General features: G+C 34.9%; 16 protein-coding genes. 12 read left to right on the top strand and 4 right to left on the bottom strand.

Going from position 1 to position 21,147, the window contains the following annotated elements; all coding sequences use genetic code 11:
• Nucleotides 1-88: 88 nt before the first annotated feature.
• From radA to panC, 4 genes are all read right to left on the bottom strand, one after another.
• Entirely contained in the window at nucleotides 89-1,450 is a 1,362-nt protein-coding gene (gene radA / locus HNP99_RS13140; protein WP_173853839.1) for a DNA repair protein RadA, read from the bottom strand.
• Entirely contained in the window at nucleotides 1,431-2,594 is a 1,164-nt protein-coding gene (locus tag HNP99_RS13135) for an alpha/beta hydrolase (RefSeq protein ID WP_173853838.1), read from the bottom strand. Before HNP99_RS13135 ends, radA begins: the two co-directional genes overlap by 20 nt.
• Nucleotides 2,595-2,784: 190 nt before the next feature.
• A complete protein-coding gene (gene panD, locus HNP99_RS13130; RefSeq protein WP_173853837.1) occupies nucleotides 2,785-3,135 on the bottom strand; it encodes an aspartate 1-decarboxylase in 351 nt (116 codons plus the stop codon).
• A 14-nt stretch (nucleotides 3,136-3,149) separates the two neighbouring features.
• Nucleotides 3,150-4,028: a pantoate--beta-alanine ligase gene (panC, locus tag HNP99_RS13125; RefSeq protein WP_173853836.1), complete on the bottom strand. Its 879-nt coding sequence runs from the start codon at nucleotides 4,026-4,028 to the stop codon at nucleotides 3,150-3,152.
• A 78-nt stretch (nucleotides 4,029-4,106) separates the two neighbouring features.
• On the opposite strand from panC, the gene HNP99_RS13120 reads away from it, so the two are divergent.
• From HNP99_RS13120 to HNP99_RS13065, 12 genes are all read left to right on the top strand, one after another.
• Nucleotides 4,107-4,913, top strand: coding sequence for a glycogen/starch synthase (locus HNP99_RS13120; protein ID WP_173853835.1), 807 nt, complete (start codon nucleotides 4,107-4,109; stop codon nucleotides 4,911-4,913).
• 21 nt (nucleotides 4,914-4,934) lie between these two features.
• Complete coding sequence (locus tag HNP99_RS13115; protein WP_173853834.1) at nucleotides 4,935-6,545, top strand: DUF4270 domain-containing protein; 1,611 nt, start codon at nucleotides 4,935-4,937, stop codon at nucleotides 6,543-6,545.
• Nucleotides 6,546-6,551: 6 nt separating this feature from the next.
• Nucleotides 6,552-8,402 carry a glutamine--fructose-6-phosphate transaminase (isomerizing) gene (glmS, locus tag HNP99_RS13110; RefSeq protein WP_173853833.1) on the top strand — a complete coding sequence of 617 codons (1,851 nt, stop codon included), beginning with the start codon at nucleotides 6,552-6,554 and terminating at the stop codon, nucleotides 8,400-8,402.
• Between the two features lie 291 nt (nucleotides 8,403-8,693).
• Entirely contained in the window at nucleotides 8,694-11,555 is a 2,862-nt protein-coding gene (locus tag HNP99_RS13105; protein ID WP_173853832.1) for a TonB-dependent receptor domain-containing protein, read from the top strand.
• Between the two features lie 37 nt (nucleotides 11,556-11,592).
• Nucleotides 11,593-13,158, top strand: coding sequence for an SGNH/GDSL hydrolase family protein (locus tag HNP99_RS13100; RefSeq protein ID WP_173853831.1), 1,566 nt, complete (start codon nucleotides 11,593-11,595; stop codon nucleotides 13,156-13,158).
• Nucleotides 13,159-13,416: 258 nt separating this feature from the next.
• Nucleotides 13,417-14,928 (top strand): F0F1 ATP synthase subunit beta, encoded by a 1,512-nt coding sequence (atpD, locus tag HNP99_RS13095; protein ID WP_173838900.1) that lies wholly within the window; start codon nucleotides 13,417-13,419, stop codon nucleotides 14,926-14,928.
• A gap of 78 nt (nucleotides 14,929-15,006) precedes the next feature.
• Nucleotides 15,007-15,288 (top strand): FoF1 ATP synthase subunit delta/epsilon, encoded by a 282-nt coding sequence (locus HNP99_RS13090; RefSeq protein WP_173838899.1) that lies wholly within the window; start codon nucleotides 15,007-15,009, stop codon nucleotides 15,286-15,288.
• A 185-nt stretch (nucleotides 15,289-15,473) separates the two neighbouring features.
• Nucleotides 15,474-16,622, top strand: coding sequence for an aminotransferase class I/II-fold pyridoxal phosphate-dependent enzyme (locus HNP99_RS13085; RefSeq protein WP_173853830.1), 1,149 nt, complete (start codon nucleotides 15,474-15,476; stop codon nucleotides 16,620-16,622).
• 30 nt (nucleotides 16,623-16,652) lie between these two features.
• Nucleotides 16,653-17,054 carry a GxxExxY protein gene (locus HNP99_RS13080; protein WP_173853829.1) on the top strand — a complete coding sequence of 134 codons (402 nt, stop codon included), beginning with the start codon at nucleotides 16,653-16,655 and terminating at the stop codon, nucleotides 17,052-17,054.
• A 38-nt stretch (nucleotides 17,055-17,092) separates the two neighbouring features.
• The gene (bioD, locus tag HNP99_RS13075) at nucleotides 17,093-17,710 is read left to right on the top strand and encodes a dethiobiotin synthase (RefSeq protein WP_173853828.1); all 618 of its coding nucleotides are present in this window, start codon (nucleotides 17,093-17,095) and stop codon (nucleotides 17,708-17,710) included.
• 2 nt (nucleotides 17,711-17,712) lie between these two features.
• Complete coding sequence (bioA, locus tag HNP99_RS13070) at nucleotides 17,713-19,017, top strand: adenosylmethionine--8-amino-7-oxononanoate transaminase (protein WP_173853827.1); 1,305 nt, start codon at nucleotides 17,713-17,715, stop codon at nucleotides 19,015-19,017.
• A gap of 316 nt (nucleotides 19,018-19,333) precedes the next feature.
• Nucleotides 19,334-20,488 (top strand): beta-ketoacyl synthase N-terminal-like domain-containing protein, encoded by a 1,155-nt coding sequence (locus HNP99_RS13065; protein ID WP_173853826.1) that lies wholly within the window; start codon nucleotides 19,334-19,336, stop codon nucleotides 20,486-20,488.
• Nucleotides 20,489-21,147 lie beyond the last annotated feature (659 nt).

Below are 21,147 nucleotides of genomic sequence, written 5' to 3'. Positions count from 1 at the left end.
TTGATATAAAATTACGAAAATAGTATTGAAAATCAGTGAATTAAATCTTAAATAGTCAGCTGTTTTTTTATTTTTTTCCATAGGGTTACTACCCAAAAAGCATGCTTGCTATGTCTTCAATCTTAGTAACTAGTTGAATTTTTATACCTGGGTTTTTTAATGCGATTTTATTGTATTTAGAAACAAAAATGGTAGAGAAACCTAGTTTTTCTGCTTCTTGAATGCGTTGATCCACTCTATTAACAGGGCGAATTTCACCAGATAAACCTACCTCTCCGGCAAAGCAAAAATCTTTATTTACAGGAATATCTTCATTAGAGGATAAAATAGCTGCAACAACTGCTAAATCGATCGCAGGATCGTCTACTGATATTCCGCCGGTTACGTTTAGAAAGACATCTTTGGCGCCAAGCCTAAAACCAGCCCTTTTTTCGAGAACAGCTAGAATCATATTCAATCTTTTGGCATTGTAACCTGTGGTACTTCGTTGTGGTGTTCCGTAAACTGCAGTGCTTACTAAGGATTGTATTTCAATCATTAATGGGCGCATGCCTTCTAAAGTTGTTGCAATTGCTGTTCCAGAAAGTTCTTCGTCTTTGTGCGATATTAATATTTCTGAAGGGTTGGAGACCTCTCTTAATCCGCTGCCAAGCATTTCGTAAATTCCAATTTCGGCTGTGGAGCCAAAACGATTTTTTAACGAGCGTAATATTCGATAAACATGATTCCTATCACCTTCAAATTGCAATACGGTATCCACCATGTGTTCCAAAATTTTTGGACCAGCGATATTTCCATCTTTAGTAATGTGACCAATTAGAATTACCGGAATGTTTGTTTCTTTAGCAAATTTAATTAGTTCAGCAGTGGTTTCTCTAATTTGAGAAATGCTTCCCGCAGTCGATTCAATATAATCAGTATGTAATGTTTGGATTGAATCTATAATTACAATTTCAGGCTGGATCGCTTCAATTTGCTTGAAGATATTTTGTGTCTTTGTTTCAGTAAGAATGTAACAATTGTCGCTGGTAGGCGTAATCCTTTCGGCGCGCATTTTTATTTGTTTCTGACTTTCTTCACCCGAAACATATAACGTTTTATAGGGTAATTTTAAAGAGACTTGCAATAGTAAAGTACTCTTACCAATACCAGGCTCACCCCCTAGAAGCGTTAATGATCCAGGAACAATTCCGCCACCTAAAACACGATTCAATTCTGCATCAGTAGTATCCATTCGGATTTCCTGAGTAGCATCAATTTCATTTATTCTTAGCGGTTTTGGCGCTTTACTTTGTGCTGTAGATTCAGTTTTCCAAGCAACTTTTTCTTCTTTTTGAATTATTTCTTCGGCAATAGTGTTCCATTCTTTACAGGAGTTACATTGGCCCTGCCATTTTGCATATTGGGCGCCACAACTTTGACAAAAAAAACTAGTTTTTACTTTTGCCATCTGGTTCTTCTTTTTGGTGTGTTATATCGTAATATTTATCGATCATCATGTCTTTTGTCAGGTCGCCAATAGGTTCCATTTGTGAAGCTAATTGGTAATACCTTGCAGCTCTTTTTTGGTCACCCTTTTTTTCGAACATTAAACCTAATTCATAAGATGAAAGCATTGATTTAGGGTAATTTTTATCAGCTATTTCAGCTAATTTATCTAACTCCCAGTATGCATTGTTTTTTAGGATTGCGGCTTCAATGGCTTTGAAATCATTAATTCTAACTGGGATTTTTAATCCTAGTTTATTGTTGATGATATCGTATTTGTTAATCAAATAATCAGTGTGTCCTTCTTGTAGAATTACAATTTTGTCATTGAATTCAGCTGACGAAATGGGTTTGTAAACATCAAATATTTGATACAAAGCATTCGGAATCGCGTAAAGTGCTAAAGAATAATGTGACGCATTAAACTCATCATATTTATAATTAAGCAGAGGGTTTTCTATTTTTTTTATGTTCTCATTTAATTTTTGAATGGGACCTTTCATTTGCTTGATGTCGCCAGATGCTAATGCTTGATAGTAAAAAATAGGTTTTTTTACCGCCTTTAATTTATCAGCAACATAATATTCCATTTCAGTAGCTAGTTCTGGGCTTAGGGAAATATAAGCATTAAAAATAGGATTGTCTTTGTATAAAAAAGCATTTATAAAACCTGCTGTAGTATCAAGACCTGCTATAATTTTAAAAGGAGCGGTTCTATATTTACCTTCGATATAAGGTAATAATTCATAGCTAATGAAATTGAAAAAGGCAGTAGCTTTTTTTGTAGGTAAGCCATCGGCTTCATCAAAAGCGCAGTCTTCTTGCCTTTGTTTGCTGTTGTTTTGATTTATGGTAACAATAATTATTTCAGGTAAGTCATCCCAATATGAGGCATAGCTAATGGCACCGTAAAAAGGATCGTGCAGGTATTGTCCATCTAGTAAAACTAATAATGGGTATTCTTTTGTTGTGTTGCTTTCGTAAGATGCAGGAAGTGTGATGCTAATTTCTCTTGTTTCGTTCAAGCTAACAGACTTAAAATCTTCAACTTTTTTTTGAGAAAACACGGTTAAAGAAAAGAATAGTAATAGAAAATAGTTTTTCATTGGTTTGATTTTAGATAATAAAAAATACGTAAATGGCTACCAATATAATACTTTATTTGAAATACATATTGGTTGTCTTTATAATTTGGATTTAAGGTATTGCTTTATAGTTTGGAAATACGATTATTGAAAAATCCCCATCAAAAATAGTTTTTTAATGGGGATAATTGGATGTTCTCTAAGAACTATTTTATGTTAATGAGTTGTCTTTTTCATTTGGAAAAATTATCCAAGGTTTGAAAGTTTTTGCTTCTTCAAATTCTAAAGTGGCGTAAGCGATAATAATAATAATATCATCTTTTTGAACCTTTCTAGCTGCGGGTCCATTAAGTGTTATTTCGCCAGAATTTCTTTCACCTTTAATAGCGTAAGTTTCAAAACGTTCTCCGTTATTGATGTTGACAATAGCAACTTTTTCACCTTCAATAATATTTGAAGCTTCTAAAAGGTTTTCGTCTATAGTAATACTACCGATATAATTTAAATCGGCTCCAGTAACTTTTACTCTGTGGATCTTTGATTTTAATACTTGAATTTGCATACTACAAAAGTAATTTAATTTAATGAAATCGTATCGATCAATCTGACTTTATTCATAAAAACAGCAATGAAAGCACGGTATTTTTTTGTTTCTATTTTTGTTTCACAAGGTAAAAGGCTATCCTCTTCGGCTATTTGAAAATATTCTAAATCAAACGAAGGTTTATCAGCAAAGTTATCGGTCACCCATTTTGTTACTTCTTGTGCTGTGTGTTCTTGAAACTTTTCTTTTGTTTCTTGAAGTAATTTGTAAATAAAAGCAGCTTCCTCTCTTTGTTCAGCTGTTAATCTTTCATTTCGAGAACTCATTGCTAGGCCTGAAGGCTCTCTAAAGATGCTGCATCCAATTACGTTAACGGAGAGTTTGTTTTTTTCGACCATTTTCTTAACAATTTGCAATTGCTGAAAGTCTTTTTCTCCAAAATAAGCATTTGTAGGATTAACAATTTCAAATAGTTTTTTTACTACAGTTCCTACGCCGTCCCAATGTCCAGGTCTAAACTTCCCTTCCATTTGGTGCTCTAATCCATCAAAATTAAATTCTTCAGAGCTAATTTTTTTGTCATAAATATCTGCCACTGTAGGAGCGTATACTAGAATTGTTTTATTTAAAGTGGCTATTTTCTGTACATCTTCTTCAAGAGTTCTGGGGTATTTTAGTAAATCTTCGGGGTTGTTAAATTGCGTGGGATTTACAAAAATGCTGATTACAGTAGTATCGTTTTCTGAAAGTGATTGTTGCAGTAAAGATAGGTGTCCTTTGTGAATTGCACCCATAGTTGGAACAAAACCAATAGTAGAATTACTGGTATTAATAGCGGTCAAATGTGCTATTAAATCGGCCTTTCCATTGAAAATATGCATCGTTATTTTATTTAAATTATATGCAAACATAATATATTAGTTAATAACTGCATAAATTTTTGTAATTTTGCGTGGTTTTTATTACCAATAAACTAAGCAAATTACAATATGAAAGATAAGAGGATATTATACGTATCATCTGAAGTGGTGCCTTATTTAGCTGAAAATGAAGTTTCTTTAATGTCTTATGATGTACCCAAGATGGTTAATGATCAGGGAGGACAAATAAGGATTTTCATGCCAAGATATGGAAATATAAATGAGAGAAGACATCAATTACATGAAGTGATTAGGCTTTCAGGTATGAATTTGGTAGTGAACGATTTGGATATGCCTTTAATTATTAAAGTGGCATCAATCCCAAAAGAGCGCATTCAAGTTTACTTTATCGATAATGATGAATATTTTAAGCGTAAAGCAACTTTTGCTGATGAAGAAGGGGTGATGTATGCTGATAATGATGAGCGTGCGATCTTTTTTGCTAAAGGAGTGGTTGAAACAGTTAAGAAACTGAATTGGGTTCCTGATATTATTCATGTTCATGGTTGGATGGCTGCGATGTTGCCTATTTACATGAAGCATTATTATAAAAATGAAGCTTTATTTTCCGATACAAAAATCATAACATCAGTTTATAGTCAATCTTTTGAAGGTACTTTAGATGCTGAAATGATTAATAAAATACAACTTGACGGTGTGCCATTAGACGCTATTGAAGGATTGAAAAATCCAGATTATGAGAGTATAATAAAAGCAACCATAGACCATTCTGATGGGGTAATTATTGCTTCAGAAGGGCTTTCTCCAAGTTTAACAAAATATATAGAATCTTCAGGAAAACCTTTTTTACCTTTCGTCGCTAAAGATGCTTTCGCAGAAGCGTATAGCAATTTTTATAATAACGAAGCGTTGTAAAATTTAAATATTTATTATTATATGTTCAATAATTCTTTTTTTAAGAAAATTCTTCTAGCAGTTTTAGTCGTGTTTTCATATTCTTGTGATAAAGATTATAATTCTATTGGTGACGGATTGATAGGTGATAATCATTTTGGTTTTGATAAGTATACCGCAAGTGTGGTTGCTTATAATCAAAAAGTGAGCCCAGTAGAGTCTCAAAACCTTGCTGTAAATGCTTTAGGTATTTATGAAACAGAAGCTTTTGGTACTAATATTGCAAATTTTGCTACGCAAATTTCTTTAGCTAGTCCAAATCCTACGCTAGGCGTCAATCCTGTTATTGAGAGTGTGGTATTAACGATTCCTTATACAAGTACTTTAGTTTCAACTGATGCATCTAGTGGTGATGGAACTTATGAGCTATCTTCTATCTATGGGCCAAGTGATGGTAAAATAAAACTAAGTGTTTATGAATCTGGTTATTTTATGAGAACCTTAGATCCTACGACAAGTCTTAGTGAAGTACAAAAATATTATACGAACGAAAATGCTGCTTTTGATGTTGCTAAAGTTGGGACAAGGTTGAATGATTCCGGAATCACAAGTGAAAATGATGAGTTCGTATTTAGTGCTGCTCAATATAAAAAATCAGAAACTAAAGATGGTGTAGAAGTTGTTACAAGAGAAGCTCCTGGAATGCGTTTAAATCTTAATACTACTTTCTTTAAAACAAAAATAATGGATGCTATCGCTAGCGGTAAATTAGCTACTAATGATGTTTTTAGAGAATATTTTAGAGGTTTGTATTTTAAAGTAGAAAAATCAGGATCGAGTCCTTCAAGTTTAGCTGTTCTTGATTTTACAAAAGGTAAAATTACGGTTAATTATAAAGAAAACACCTCTGCGACTGATGAGACTAGGGTAGATAAATCTATTGTGCTTAATCTTACCGGTAATACGGTGAGTTTATTGCAGGAAAGTAACAGTAAGGCTAGTTATACTAATGCTACATCAGTTAGTAATATTAATAAAACAGTTGGTGATGACAAGTTGTATTTAAAAGGAGGAGAAGGTTCAATGGCTGTTATAGAACTTTTTGGTAAAGATCTTTATGGAGTTGATGGTAAGACTGGAGCTCCTAATGGTGTTGCAGATGAAATAGATTTAATTAGAGCTAATGGTTGGTTGATTAATGAAGCAAATCTAGTTTTCCATGTTGATGATGCTATTGCAAATGAAAATAAAGTAAACAGAGTTTATCTTTATGATTTAAATAATAGTAGCGCAATTGTAGATTATGGTTTTGACCCTACTACAGGTACAACGTCTCAAAATGGAAAGTTGATATATGACGGTATTTTGAATACAGAATCAGCGACTGATAATTATTATAAAATAAGAATTACAAATCAAATACGAAACCTTGTTAAGAACTCTGATTCAACTAATGTTAAATTAGGTTTGGTGGTAACTCAAGATATTAATGTTATTACATCAAGTAGTTTGAAAACAGCTAATACTACTATTTCAAAGGTAGCTAAAGCATCAGTAATGAGTCCGCAAGGGGTTGTTTTATATGGTTCTTCTCCTGTTGTTGACGACAAGAAAAGGTTGAAGATTGAAATTTATTATACAAAATCTAATTAAAAAAATATGTGCGGAATTGTTGGATATATTGGTTATAGAGAAGCTTATCCTATTGTTATAAAAGGCTTAAAAAGACTAGAATATAGAGGTTATGATAGTGCTGGAGTAATGATTTACGATGGTGAGGCTATTAAACTTTGTAAGACTAAGGGTAAAGTAGTTGATCTAGAGCAAAAAGCGGCTACAGAAATAACAACGAATGGTACAGTAGGTATAGGTCATACAAGATGGGCTACGCATGGTGTTCCTAATGATGTAAATTCACACCCTCATGAATCTAATTCTGGTGATTTAGTGATTATTCATAATGGGATAATTGAAAATTATGCACCATTGAAAGAAGAATTAATAAAAAGAGGCTATGTTTTTCATTCTGATACCGATACTGAGGTTTTAGTAAATCTTATTGAAGAGGTTCAAAGAAAAGAAAAGCTTAAGTTAGGAAAAGCAGTACAAGTAGCATTAAATCAAGTTGTTGGAGCTTATGCAATAGCTGTTTTCGATAAAAAAAATCCAAACGAAATTGTTGCGGCTCGATTAGGAAGTCCATTAGCAATTGGTATAGGTGAAGGGGAGTATTTTATTGCTTCTGATGCCTCTCCGTTTATTGAATACACTTCAAATGCAGTGTATTTAGAGGATGGTGAAATGGCTAATATTAGACTTCATAAGCAAATGAAAGTTAGGAAAATTAAAGATGATTCTTTAGTTGATCCCTACATTCAGGAACTAAAAATGAATTTAGAGCAAATTGAAAAAGGTGGTTACGATCACTTTATGCTTAAAGAAATTTATGAACAACCAAGCGTAATTAAAGATACTTACAGAGGGAGATTACATGCTAATGAAGGTATTATTAGAATGGCAGGTATTGAAGATAATCTTGAGAAATTTTTAAATGCTGATAGGATAATTATTGTAGCATGTGGTACATCATGGCATGCTGGTTTAGTAGCTGAGTATATTTTTGAAGAATTTGCTCGGGTTCCTGTTGAAGTAGAATATGCGTCTGAGTTTAGATACAGAAATCCAATTATAGGACGTAAGGATGTGGTTATTGCAATTTCTCAATCTGGAGAAACTGCTGATACTATGGCAGCTATTAAATTAGCTAAAGAAAAAGGTGCCTTTGTTTTTGGTGTTTGTAATGTGGTAGGTTCTTCTATTTCTAGAGAAACTCATGCGGGAGCTTATACACATGCAGGTCCTGAGATTGGAGTAGCTTCAACAAAAGCTTTTACAACTCAAATCACTGTTTTAACAATGATTGCTTTGCGTTTGGCTAAGGCCAAAGGGACGCTATCTCACTCAGATTATCACATGTATTTGCAGGAGTTAGAGTTAATTCCTGAGAAAGTTAAAGAAGCTTTAGAAACTACTAATGATATTGCTAAGGAAATTGCTGCAACATTTATTGATGCACCAAACTGTCTTTATTTAGGTAGAGGTTATAATTTTCCGGTAGCTTTAGAGGGTGCTTTAAAATTAAAAGAAATTTCATATATTCATGCTGAAGGATATCCTGCAGCCGAAATGAAACATGGTCCTATTGCTTTGATTGATGAACATATGCCGGTAGTGGTTATTGCTCCAAAGCAGGGTCATTATGATAAAATTGTAAGTAATGTTCAAGAGATAAAATCCAGAAGTGGAAGGATTATTGCAATCGTAACCAAAGGAGATACTGAGGTGCGTAAATTAGCTGATTTTGTTATCGAAATTCCAGAAACGTCTGATGCACTTTCGCCTCTAATTACTACAATACCTTTGCAATTGTTGTCTTATCACATCGCTGTCATGAGAGAATGTAATGTGGATCAACCCCGTAATTTGGCAAAATCAGTAACTGTTGAATAAACAGTATTTTATTATAAATTTGAAAAGCGAGATATTTATCTCGCTTTTTTTATGGAATGAAGTCAAATGATGCATTTTTATGATTAATTCAATATTTAGTTCATTTTCTTATGCGTGCATAGTTTATTGTAATTTTTTAACATAATAACTAATTATAATATAAAAACAATATTTATAGTTTAGTGTTAAAAAAGTCTATATTTATTGTAATATGTTTATTTAATTTACTGTTTTACTGATAATATGAATATTATTTGTATTTTGGCTGTACTAATCATTAAAAACAACCAAATGAAAATTAATTTACTTTTGTTAGCATTATTTTTCTGCAGCCTCAGTTTTGCTCAGAATTCAATATCAGGTTCTGTGTTAGAGAGTGGGGGTCAAGCTATTGTTGGAGCGAATGTTAAAATTGTTGGTGCTTCAGATGGAGCAGTGACTGATTTTGACGGTAAGTTTGTTTTAAAAACTACAAAAATTTTCCCTTTTACTATTGAAGTTTCGAGTATAGGATTCGTTGCTAAAAAAGTAAACATTACTAGTAACAATCAAAAAGTGAATGTTGTCTTAAGTGAAGAGGACAACCTGCTTAATGAAATTGTTGTTTCGGCGTCTAGAACTCCTGAACGTGTTTTAGAGTCTCCTGTGACGATTGAAAGAATGAGTGTTGCTGATATAAAGAAATCAGCTTCTGCATCTTTTTATGATGGTCTGGAGAATATGAAAGAAGTTCAAATGAATACGAGTAGTTTGTCTTTTAAATCAATAAACACTCGTGGATTTGCTACAGTAGCCAATACTCGTTTTATGCAATTAGTTGATGGGATGGATAATGCTTCTCCACTATTGAACTTTGTATTGGGGAATATGATTGGTATTTCTGAAATTGATGTTCAGAGTGTGGAGCTTTTGCCGGGTGCTTCATCTGCATTGTATGGTGCAAATGCTTTTAATGGTATTTTATTCATGACAAGCAAAAGTCCGTTTACTAGCCAAGGGATTACTGCTTATGCAAAATTTGGGCAAACTTCTCAAAAAGCAGCTGGAAATAATGAATATGTAGATTACGGAATACGCATGGCACATGCTTTTAGTCCGAAATTAGCAGCTAAAGCTAATTTTACTTACATGCGTGGTACGGACTGGTATGCCACGAATACTAACGATAAAACAGTTGCAGGAAGAGATAGAAGTCATTATGGTTACGATGGTATTAATGTATATGGAGATGAGGTTGCTACTATAATTTCTGCTCCAACATTACCAACTGAGAAAATTTCAAGAACAGGATATAATGAAACGGATCTTACCGATAACAAGGCTAGTAATACCAAAATTGATTTTTCTTTACATTATAGACCTTTTGGAAATGAGAATCTCGAAGTGATTTGGCAAAGTAAATTTGGTTATGGTAACGCAGTTTATCAAGGGGCTAATAGGTATTACTTGAATAATTTTTTTATGCAACAACATAAGTTGGAAATAAAAGGAAAAAACTTCTTCGTGAGAGGGTATACTACCACTGAGGATGGAGGTGATTCGTATGATATGTTGTTTACAGGTATAAATGTGAATAGAGAATGGAAGTCAGATAAAAACTGGTTTACTGATTACGGTAATGCATTTGCAAATGCTAGACTCGCTGGTCAAGTGGCTGCAGAAGCGCATGCTGGTGCTAGAAATTTTGCTGATTATAATATTAGTCCAACAGGTTTAATAGGGGGATTGGTGTTGACGCCTAATGTAAATGGAAATGATCCAAGAGGGACTAGATTGATGCCGGGAACACAAGCTTTTAAGAATGCCTTTAATAAAGTAATTGCTGGGGAAAGTGTTCTTAATGGTTCTAAATTGGTTGATAATTCTAAAATCTACCATTCTGATGCTAATTATAATTTTAAAGATTTAATAAAATTTGCAGAGGTGCAAGTTGGTGGGTCTTACCGTCAATATGAACTGAATTCTTTTGGTAGAATCTATACTGATGCTGATGGACCAATTTATTATAATGAGTACGGTGCTTATACACAATTATCTAAAAAGCTATTAGATGATCGTTTAAAATTTACAGGATCAGTACGTTACGATAAATCAAAGAATTTTGATGGTAATGTTTCACCTAGGGTTTCGTTTGTGTATTCGGGAGGTGAAAGTAGAAAGCACAATTTTAGAGCTTCGTTTCAAACGGGTTTTAGAAATCCATCTACACAAGATCAATACATTGGTTTTAACGTAGGTAGCGCGGTTTTGTTAGGGTCAGCTCCAGATAATTTAACTAGATTTTCTGAAGTTAGAGGTGACGATATTGATGGAAGTGGAAAAATATCTGATTTCGGGCAGTTGATTTTAGGATCAAATACTGTAACTTTAACGGGTCTTAATGCGTATAACAATTCGTACACCGCAGCTTCTGTTGGCGCTTTTTCTGCAACAGGAAATGCTAGTTTGTTGCAAATAACAAATGTAAATTATGTTAAACCAGAGCAGGTAAAAGCATTTGAGTTAGGTTACCGCTCGTATATAAGTGATGTTTCAGTGGATATTAATGGGTACTACAATGTGTATAATGATTTTATTGGTAATTTAAATGTTGTAGCTCCTTATTACGGAATCGTGCAAGATAATCCCAGTACTGTAGTTAATCCAGCTGATACAGGTTTTCAAACTGTTGCAGCTCTTAAAGGTGGTGATTATAGAGCGTATCAATTATATACAAATACAGATGTAGAAATTAAATCTTTAGGTTTTGGTTTAGGTTTATCTAAAAAAGTCTATAAAGATTTCGAAGTAAGTGTAAATTATAATTATGCTGAATTTAATTTCGATCAATCTCAAGATGCCAGTTTTGAAGCAGGATTTAACACGCCTAAACATAGAGCTAAAGCATCTTTTGGTAATGAAAAATTATTTGATAACTTTGGGTTTAATATTAGTGGAAGATGGAGTAGCTCATATTTATGGCAGTCTTCAATGGTGGATGGTATGATTGATGCAGCAACAGTTATTGATGCTCAAGTGAATTATAGTTTTCCTAAATTAAAGTCTACTTTAAAAATTGGTGCTGCAAACATAGGTGGTAAGGAATATGCTCAGGTATTGGGCGCTGGTTTAATTGGTCAGCAATATTTTGCGTCATGGACCATTACTCCATAAACAAGTAGTAATAATTAATAAAATAAAAACTTTTAAAATGAAAAAAAATTTAAAATTGCTCTTATTGGTTTCTTTAACCGTTGTGGCATGTAGTAGTGATGACAATGTTGCTGCTGAGGCTAATGTGCCTGCAACTTCGGGTTCGGCAAACTTTACAAAATATGTAGCATTAGGGGATTCCTTTGCAGCTGGGTATAGTGACGGTTCCGTTTTTATTAAAGGGCAACAAGGTGCGTATACCAATCTTTTAGCGGGGCAATTTGTAGAAGCTGGAGGAGGAGAATTTAAGACTCCTTTGGCGTCTGATAATATTGGAGGATTGTTGTATGGTGGTAATCAAATAGCGGCAGTTCGTTTGTATTTTAATGGGACAGGTCCGGCTTCTGTTGATGGAGTGCCTACTACAGAAGTAACAAATCGTATTACGGGGCCTTTTAATAATTTAGGAGTTCCGGGTGCAAAGAGTTATCATTTAGTAACTCCTGGGTATGGGAGTATAACAGGTGTAGCTACTGGAAAAGCAAATCCTTATTATGCAAGATTTGCTACTTCAAATACTTCAACTGTAATAGAAGATGCTTTAGTACAAGCGCCTACTTTTTTTACTTTATGGATTGGTGGTAATGATGTGTTAGGTTATGCTACCTCTGGAGGGGTTGGCGTAAATCAAACCGGTAATGCAAATCCAGCAACTTATGGGGGGAATGATATAACTGACCCTACAGCTTTTGCAAATATATATTCAAGTTTAGTAACTAACCTAACTGCTAAGGGAGCTAAAGGTGTTGTGGCTAATTTACCTTATGTTAATACCTTGCCTTATTTTAAAACCGTTCCTTATAATCCTTTAACTGCTTCAGTGCTTGGTGCTGGGAATCTTGCTACTGGACAAGCAACTGTTGGACAACTTAATTCATTGCTATATGGTCCTTTAAAAGAAGCTTTGACTGCATTTGGTGCTGGTGATCGTATCAACTTATTGTCTGCTACTGCTGCGAATCCATTATTAATTAAAGATGAGTCCTTGCCTAATTTATCGGCTCAATTAACTGCTGCTTTTACGGCTAAATTAGGTGCGCCAACAGCCGCTTTTTACGGTGCTGTTTTTGGTCAAGCGCGTCAAGCTACCGCTACTGATTTAGTTTTATTGCCAACACAATCAGTTATTGGAACAGCTCCAACAGCTGCTAATTCTGGTGTAGGTATGGCGCCGCCTTCTCCTTTAAATAAGTTTGGAATTACATTTCCTTTACAAGATGCTCATGTTTTGATCCCTACTGAGATCAATGAGATCAAGGTGGCTACAGATGCTTATAATGTCACTATTAAAGCGGCTGCAGATGCAAAAGGATTGGCTTTTGTTGACACTAAGGCAATTATGACTCAATTGTCAACAGGTGGTTTTGCGTCTAATGGTTTTACAATAACTTCAACTTATGTAACAGGAGGTGGTTTTTCATTAGATGGAATACATCCAAGTCCTATGGGTTATGCTTTAATCGCAAATGAATTTAGTACAGCAATTAATGAAAAATATGGATCTACATTGAAAAAAATAGATTTAAGTCTTTTTCCTATACTATATCCAAAAGTAATTAAATAAATTTTGATCAAAAGATAAAAATAAAGCCACCCGTTTTTTTGACGTGGTGGTTTTTTATTTGTACTGAAATGCAGGGATTTGGCTATTTTAAATGTGATTTTTAGAGATTCATTTAATAGTTGCTGATTTTTATCAAAAAAATAATTGATTTTTTATTTTAAAAAATTATCTTTGCACTTTGAAAAAAGGGTCTAAACGATAAGTTTCGGTTAGGCATATTTCATAAACCTAAATAGCTATTTAATAAATACATAAGTAATGTCAAAAGTAATAGGAAAAGTTGCGCAAATCATTGGTCCAGTAGTTGATGTAGTTTTCAACGGTAAAGATGTTGAACTTCCAAAAATTTATGATTCATTAGAAATCACAAAAAAAGATGGTACTCTATTGGTACTTGAAGTACAATCTCATATCGGAGAGAACACTGTTCGTACCATTTCAATGGACTCAACAGATGGTTTGAGTAGAGGTTATGAAGTAGTGGGTACAGGAAATCCGATTCAAATGCCAATTGGAGCTGACGTTTACGGACGTTTGTTCAATGTAATTGGTGATGCAATTGATGGTTTACCTGAATTGCCTAAGACTGGTGTAAACGGAATGTCAATTCACCGTCAAGCTCCTAAATTTGAAGATTTATCAACTTCGTCAGAAGTTTTATTCACAGGTATTAAAGTAATCGATTTAATTGAGCCTTATTCAAAAGGGGGTAAAATTGGATTGTTTGGTGGAGCCGGTGTTGGTAAAACAGTATTGATTCAAGAGTTGATCAACAATATCGCAAAAGGTCATGGTGGACTTTCAGTATTCGCAGGAGTAGGAGAAAGAACACGTGAAGGAAATGACTTACTTCGTGAGATGTTAGAGTCAGGTATTATAAAATACGGTGATGATTTCATGCACTCTATGGAAAATGGAGGATGGGATTTATCTAAAGTAGATTTACCAGGAATGAGAGAGTCAAAAGCTACTTTCGTTTTCGGACAAATGAATGAGCCACCAGGAGCTCGTGCTCGTGTAGCACTTTCTGGATTATCTATCGCTGAATATTTCCGTGATGGTGCAGGAACTGATCAAGGTAAAGATGTATTATTCTTCGTTGATAATATCTTCCGTTTTACTCAAGCAGGTTCAGAGGTATCGGCTCTTTTAGGTCGTATGCCATCTGCAGTAGGATACCAACCAACATTAGCTACAGAAATGGGAGCGATGCAAGAGCGTATCACATCTACAAACAAAGGATCTATTACATCTGTACAAGCGGTATACGTACCTGCGGATGATTTAACTGACCCGGCACCAGCAACAACGTTTGCTCACCTTGACGCAACAACTGTATTGTCTCGTAAGATTGCTGAGCTAGGTATTTATCCAGCGGTTGACCCGTTAGATTCTACTTCTCGTATCTTAACACCACAAATTCTTGGTGATGAGCATTATGACTGCGCACAAAGAGTGAAAGAAATTCTTCAAAAGTACAAGCAATTGCAAGATATTATTGCGATCTTAGGTATGGAAGAATTATCTGAAGAAGATAAATTAGCAGTTTCTAGAGCACGTCGTGTACAACGTTTCTTATCTCAACCTTTCCACGTAGCGGAGCAGTTTACAGGATTAAAAGGAGTTTTAGTAGATATCAAAGATACTATCAAAGGATTTAATATGATTATTGACGGTGAATTAGATCACTTACCAGAATCAGCTTTTAACCTTAAAGGTACTATCGAAGAAGCTATCGAAGCTGGAGAAAAAATGTTAGCAGAAGCTTAAAAAATAGTTTAAGGTTTAAAGTTTAAGGTTCACAAGCAACTTTAAACTTTAAGCTTTTAAACCTTTAACTACAAAAATATGTTATTAGAAATAGTATCACCAGAGGCATCTTTATTTAAAGCAGAAGTTACTTCAGTAGCTGTACCAGGTGTTGATGGTAGCTTCCAAATATTAAATAATCACGCGCCCATAGTTTCAATACTTGAAAAAGGAATCGTGAGTATATCTGCTCCATCTTTTCAGTTAAGTAAAGAAGCATCAGCGATCTTCACAAAGATTAATGATCAAAATTATACACTAGCGATTTCTTCTGGAACGTTAGAAATGAAAGACAATAAAGTGATTATTTTAGCTGACTAAAACGTTTCACAATATTATATATTTAAAGCCAAGCATTTATGTTTGGCTTTTTTATTTAGGAGCTATTCCAGCTATTCATTACAATCTTTTACATTTTTTAAAGAAAAAAAGTAAAAGGATTTTCATTGCTATCTGGGCTAGAGGATAACTGCTTATTTTGCACAATAATTCATAACTTTGATGGCATGAAATTACCTGAAAATCTTCTCAAAAAACTTCATGTTCGCAACAGCGAAAATGCACTTAGAAAATTACCTAATGTAAGTGATCTAATAGATTTTACATCAAATGATTATTTAGGACTCTCTCAATCAGAAGTTATTTTTAATCGAACGCATCAATTTTTAATCGACAATAAGTATTTTCAAAATGGGGCGACAGGCTCGCGATTAATTTCTGGAAATCATCCGTTGTATCAAGTAACAGAGGATTACATTGCCCGATTCCATCAGGCAGAAGCGGCATTGATTTTTAATTCAGGTTATGATGCAAATGTTGGTTTTTTCAGTAGTGTGCCTCAAAAAGGAGATTTAATTCTATACGACGAACTCTGTCATGCCTCGATTAGAGACGGAATCAAGTTATCTAATGCAAAAGCATATAAGTTTGCCCATAACGATTTTGAAGAGCTAGAGACGCTTCTTAGGCGTCATAGCACAGAGAATATCTATGTCGTTACCGAAAGTGTTTTCTCAATGGATGGCGATACGCCCAATCTCGAGGAGTTGGTAGGTATTTGTAAAAAGTACAAATCCTATTTGGTTGTAGATGAAGCGCATGCTTTGGGTGTTTTTGGTGATAAAGGGGAAGGCTTGGTCCAAATGTTGGGATTGCAGGAAGAAGTTTTTGCCCGAATCATGACTTTTGGTAAGGGTTTGGGTTGCCACGGTGCAGCTATCCTAGGTTCAAATGAGTTAAAACAATATTTAGTGAATTTTGCTCGTAGCTTTATTTACACAACAGGAATGTCACCACATGCTGTAGCTACAATTTTGCACGCATATCAATTTCTAGATACCAATAATAATAGCTTAGTTGACTTGAGATCCAATATCGTTTATTTCAACCAACAAAAAATGCTATTGGGTTTAAAACCAATGTTTGTGCAATCTAAATCTGCAATTCAATCAGCAATAATTCCTGGCAATCAAAAAGTGAAAGCAATAGCGCAAAAGTTTCAAGATAGTGGCCTCAATGTTAAAGCAATACTATCTCCTACAGTTCCAGAAGGACAAGAGCGACTCCGTTTTTGTTTACATAGTTATAATTCCAAGGAAGAAATCTCAAAAGTCTTGAGTTTGTTGAGTACTTTTGTTTTTTCGCCCACAGATTAAACTGATCCCACGGATTATAACAGATTTATTATGAGTGAGTTGTTACATAAAAAAAATACGGAGGATATAATTAAGATATATTTTGACATCTATAACCAGTTAGGATACGGGTTTTTGGAGAAGATTTATCAAAATGCGATGTTTTTCGAATTAAAAAATAAAGGATACAATGGTAAGGCTCAAAGTCCTATAAAAGTATATTTAAAGGGGCAATTATTGGGAGAGTATTATAGTGACTTACTAGTTGAAGATAAGGTAATAGTTGAGCTTAAGGCATGTGAAGTCCTCAAGAGTGCTCATGTAGCGCAATTGATGAATTATTTAAAAGCAACTAAAATAGAAGTAGGTCTCTTGTTGAATTTTGGAGAAGAGGCAGAATTTAAGCGTATAATATATACCAACGATAGAAAAAAGAATTTAAAAAATCAGTGATAATCTGTTAAATCAGTATTATCCGTGGTCTAGTAATTATGAAAATATTTGTAACAGGAATAGGAACTGATGTAGGTAAAACAATTGCCTCATCAATTATAACAGAATCACTACAAGCCGACTATTGGAAACCCATTCAAGCGGGTGACCTTGATAATTCGGACAGTCATAAAATTGAACGCTACATTAGTAACGATAAAACGGTTATTCATTCTAATAGCTATAAGTTAAACACGCCAGCTAGTCCACATCTAGCCGCTGAAATTGACGGTTTAACAATTGATTTAGCTAAGATTGTCGCACCAGAAACCGAAAATCATTTGGTTATAGAAGGAGCAGGAGGCTTATTTGTACCATTAAATAATCAAGATACTATTGTCGATTTAATTGCTGCAGATTATAAAGTAGTAGTTGTTTCAAGACATTATTTGGGGAGTATCAACCATACCCTGTTAACGATTGAAGCATTGCAAAACCGCAAGATCAATATTGCTGGAATTATTTTCAGTGGTGAAAAAAATCAAGCTACTGAGTCCATAATTTTATCCAAAACTGGAATTAATTGTATCGGTCGCATCGAACAAGAACCTTACTTTGATCAAAATGTAATTAAGGATTACGCCGATCAATTTAGAGAAAACCTTTTGAAATTATAAATATGAGTACTACAACTATTCCCACTTCGGGGGTTAGGGGGCTTTCTGAAAGGGATCAAGAATACCTTTGGCACCCTTATACACAACATAAAACAGCTGCGCTTCCTATCGCTATTAAAAGAGGAGAAGGCGCTTTGCTTTGGGACGAAAACAACAAAGAATATATTGATGCTATCGCTTCGTGGTGGGTGAATCCCTACGGGCACAGTAATAAATACATTGCCGATGCGATTTACAAGCAGCTAACGACACTAGAACACGTTCTTTTTGGTGGATTTACGCACGAGCCAGCAATCGAACTTGGTGAAAAGCTAATCGAAATATTGCCTGATAACCAAAGAAAAATATTCTTTTCTGATAATGGTTCAACGGCTGTAGAAGTAGCGATCAAAGTTGCTTTGCAATTCTTTTTTAACAAAGGCGAAAAACGAACCACAATTATAGCTTTCGAAAATGCCTTTCACGGAGACACATTTGCTGCTATGGCGGCAAGCGGAATTTCCTTTTATACGCAGGCATTCGAAGGGATGTTTATTGACGTGGTGCGCATTCCCGCTCCTGTCAAAGGGCAAGAGCAAGAGAGTTATGATGCTTTGAGGTCACAAATTAAAAACAACAATTGCGCTGGTTTTATCTTTGAACCTTTAGTGCAAGGTGCTGCCGGAATGGTCATGCACGAACCGGAAGCTTTGGCACAGTTGATTGTCATTTGCAAAGAGAATAATGTCTTGACCATTGCTGACGAAGTAATGACTGGTTTTGGAAAAACAGGCAAGACGTTTGCAATGAATTACGTCAATGAAACTGCTGACATGATGTGCTTGTCTAAGGCATTGACTGGTGGAACTATCCCTATGGCGATTACCACTTTTACGCAAGAGATTTTTGATGCTTTCTATGACGAAGATATTAATAAAGCCCTTTTTCACGGACATACTTTTACAGCTAATCCTACGGGTTGTGCCGCTGCATTAGCGAGTTTAGAGTTGTTAAAAACTCCCGAAATGCAAGCTAATTTAGTTCGTGTCAACGCCAATCACTTGGCCTTTCAAGCAAAAATTAAGGAGCATGCTAAGGTCAAAACCACTCGTGTTCTGGGAACTATTTTTGCTTTAGAAATAAAAACAGAAGGAGCAGCAAGTTACTATGGAAGCTTGCGGAACAAACTCTATGATTTCTTCATCGAGAATGGCGTAATCTTACGACCAGTGGGGAATATCGTGTATATTTTACCACCGTATATCATTAGTGATGTACAATTAGAAAAAATATATCAAGTAGTCGAACAAGCACTTGATATAGTTTAATTTGGAGCTAATCCTGCTATCCGTTGCAATCTTTACCGCCTTAAGAACGGCGATAAAGGATTTCCACTGCTATCAGGGCTAAAAAGCAATAAGTAGAAAGTCAACTAATGATTTGAATTCTAAAAACGCATTATTTGGTCGCATTCGTTATGCAGTTTGCGAAAAACTTTGCGACCTTTGCGGTTAAATAAAAAAAATTGCACAAAATAAAACTAGGAGAAAATGTCAAGTTTAGCCAGGCTGATTTCTCTATTTTGAATTTTGTGAATCTCTGCGAAAATTCTCTGCGAATCTTCGTGTAATAAATTAATACACCTTGTCACAAATAATATCCATTACCGCTCTCTCGTCTATGTCTCCATTGGGTAATGACCCAAAATTAATTTGGGAGCACTACCTGAACGACCAGCATTGTTTTACCCAGAAAAACATTGATAAAGCCCCAACGTTTGTAGCGCCTTTAAATGAAGATTCAATTGCTAAAATTGAATTATTAAAACATTCGGATCCTAAATATAAGTTTCTAGACAATTCGGTGCTATATGCCATGGAAGCGTCTCGCAAAGCGGTTGAGCAAGCAGCTTGGACAACTGATGATGTATTCGGAATCAATATTGGTTCGTCACGTGGAGCCACTGAATTATTCGAAAAACACCATCAAGAATATCTAGAAACGGGAAAAGCGCAAACATTGGCTTCGCCTACCACTACTCTGGGGAATATTTCCTCTTGGATTGCACATGATTTGCAAAGCTCAGGTCCCGAAATTTCGCATTCTATTACTTGTTCTACAGCATTGCATGCTGTTTTAAACGGTGTGGCTTGGTTAAAATCAGGTATGGTCAATAAGTTTTTGGTTGGTGGTAGTGAAGCCCCTTTAACCGATTTTACAATCGCGCAAATGCGTGCTTTAAAAATCTATTCAAGGTCAGACGAGGAATATCCCAATCGTGCATTAGATTTAAAGAAAACACAAAATACCATGATTCTTGGTGAAGGCGCAGCAGTTTGTTGTTTAGAAATAGGGAAAAAAGAAAACGCATTGGCTTTTATCGAAGGAATTGGTTACGCCACAGAGGTTCTGGAACACAACATATCCATTTCTGCAGAAGCCACTTGTTTTCAAAAATCCATGAAAATGGCCTTAAAAGATACTGAATTATCAGATGTAGATGCCGTTGTTATGCATGCTCCAGGAACCATCAAGGGTGATTTAACAGAGTATAGAGCAATCCAAAAAGTCTTTGGCGAAAGCCTGCCATTACTGACCACAAATAAATGGAAAATCGGACATACTTTTGGCGCTTCAGGGTTACTAAGCTTAGAGTTGGCTATCATGATGATGCAACACAATACCTTCATCAGCGTCCCTTTTGCAAAAGCGCAAAAACAAACCAAGCCCATTAAAAAAGTGTTAGTAAACGCAGTAGGTTTTGGCGGTAATGCTGTGAGTGTACTGCTTTCGGTTTAGCGAAGAGGAAATTGATATTCTAATTACTCTTCAGTAAAACAACAGTTTTCTTAAAATTGAAGTGCTAAACGAATTTTGGTTAAGATTTAGTAATTATAATAATTGTAGCGTATATCGTCTATCGATAGAGAGCTGTTTGCTAATACGGTTCTCGACTCCGCTCGAACTGACAGAAATGAAACGATTTTAGTTCAATGTCATTTACAATTTTCTTAGAAGTAAATCCACTTAAATCTGTGGAATCCGCATGCCATTATTAAAAAGGAAGAATAATAAATATATCAACTGCAATCCCTTTCATAAACAAGAAAAATCCGTTAAATCTGCGTGCCAATAGCCAAAGACGAGGATCAAAAAAGGGGTAAACTTATTCTATTTTAAAAGAAAAAAAATCTGTTTTATCTGCTAAATCCGTGTCATCCGCGTTCCATTACAGCTAAATATAGTAAATTTCAATTTGAAAAATCTGCGTCCCATTAGGCGCGACCGAGAATCAGAAAAGCGGTAAACTCATTCCATTTTAAAGAAAAAAATCCGTTTTAATCCGCTAAATCCGTGTCATCCGCGTTCCATTACAGCTAAAGCTAGTAACTTTTAATCTGCAAAATCTGCGTCCCATTAAGCGCGACCGAGAATCAGAAAAGCGGTAAACTCATTCC

The sequence above is a fragment of the Flavobacterium gelidicaeli genome (genome assembly GCF_013294005.1).
GTDB lineage: Bacteria > Bacteroidota > Bacteroidia > Flavobacteriales > Flavobacteriaceae > Flavobacterium.
Note: the sequence above shows the minus strand (reverse complement) of the source record. Positions and strands in the feature narration are given on the sequence as shown.

Excerpts from the sequence above, each read along its gene's own strand:
- glmS (WP_173853833.1), top strand. The coding sequence starts at position 6,552 with ATGTGCGGAATTGTTGGATATATTGGTTATAGAGAAGCTTATCCTATT.
- panC (WP_173853836.1), bottom strand. The coding sequence starts at position 4,028 with ATGTTTGCATATAATTTAAATAAAATAACGATGCATATTTTCAATGGA.
- HNP99_RS13135 (WP_173853838.1), bottom strand. The coding sequence starts at position 2,594 with ATGAAAAACTATTTTCTATTACTATTCTTTTCTTTAACCGTGTTTTCT.
- HNP99_RS13090 (WP_173838899.1), top strand. The coding sequence starts at position 15,007 with ATGTTATTAGAAATAGTATCACCAGAGGCATCTTTATTTAAAGCAGAA.
- HNP99_RS13115 (WP_173853834.1), top strand. The coding sequence starts at position 4,935 with ATGTTCAATAATTCTTTTTTTAAGAAAATTCTTCTAGCAGTTTTAGTC.
- HNP99_RS13085 (WP_173853830.1), top strand. The coding sequence starts at position 15,474 with ATGAAATTACCTGAAAATCTTCTCAAAAAACTTCATGTTCGCAACAGC.
- panD (WP_173853837.1), bottom strand. The coding sequence starts at position 3,135 with ATGCAAATTCAAGTATTAAAATCAAAGATCCACAGAGTAAAAGTTACT.
- atpD (WP_173838900.1), top strand. The coding sequence starts at position 13,417 with ATGTCAAAAGTAATAGGAAAAGTTGCGCAAATCATTGGTCCAGTAGTT.
- HNP99_RS13105 (WP_173853832.1), top strand. The coding sequence starts at position 8,694 with ATGAAAATTAATTTACTTTTGTTAGCATTATTTTTCTGCAGCCTCAGT.
- HNP99_RS13080 (WP_173853829.1), top strand. The coding sequence starts at position 16,653 with ATGAGTGAGTTGTTACATAAAAAAAATACGGAGGATATAATTAAGATA.
- HNP99_RS13120 (WP_173853835.1), top strand. The coding sequence starts at position 4,107 with ATGAAAGATAAGAGGATATTATACGTATCATCTGAAGTGGTGCCTTAT.
- radA (WP_173853839.1), bottom strand. The coding sequence starts at position 1,450 with ATGGCAAAAGTAAAAACTAGTTTTTTTTGTCAAAGTTGTGGCGCCCAA.
- bioD (WP_173853828.1), top strand. The coding sequence starts at position 17,093 with ATGAAAATATTTGTAACAGGAATAGGAACTGATGTAGGTAAAACAATT.
- bioA (WP_173853827.1), top strand. The coding sequence starts at position 17,713 with ATGAGTACTACAACTATTCCCACTTCGGGGGTTAGGGGGCTTTCTGAA.
- HNP99_RS13100 (WP_173853831.1), top strand. The coding sequence starts at position 11,593 with ATGAAAAAAAATTTAAAATTGCTCTTATTGGTTTCTTTAACCGTTGTG.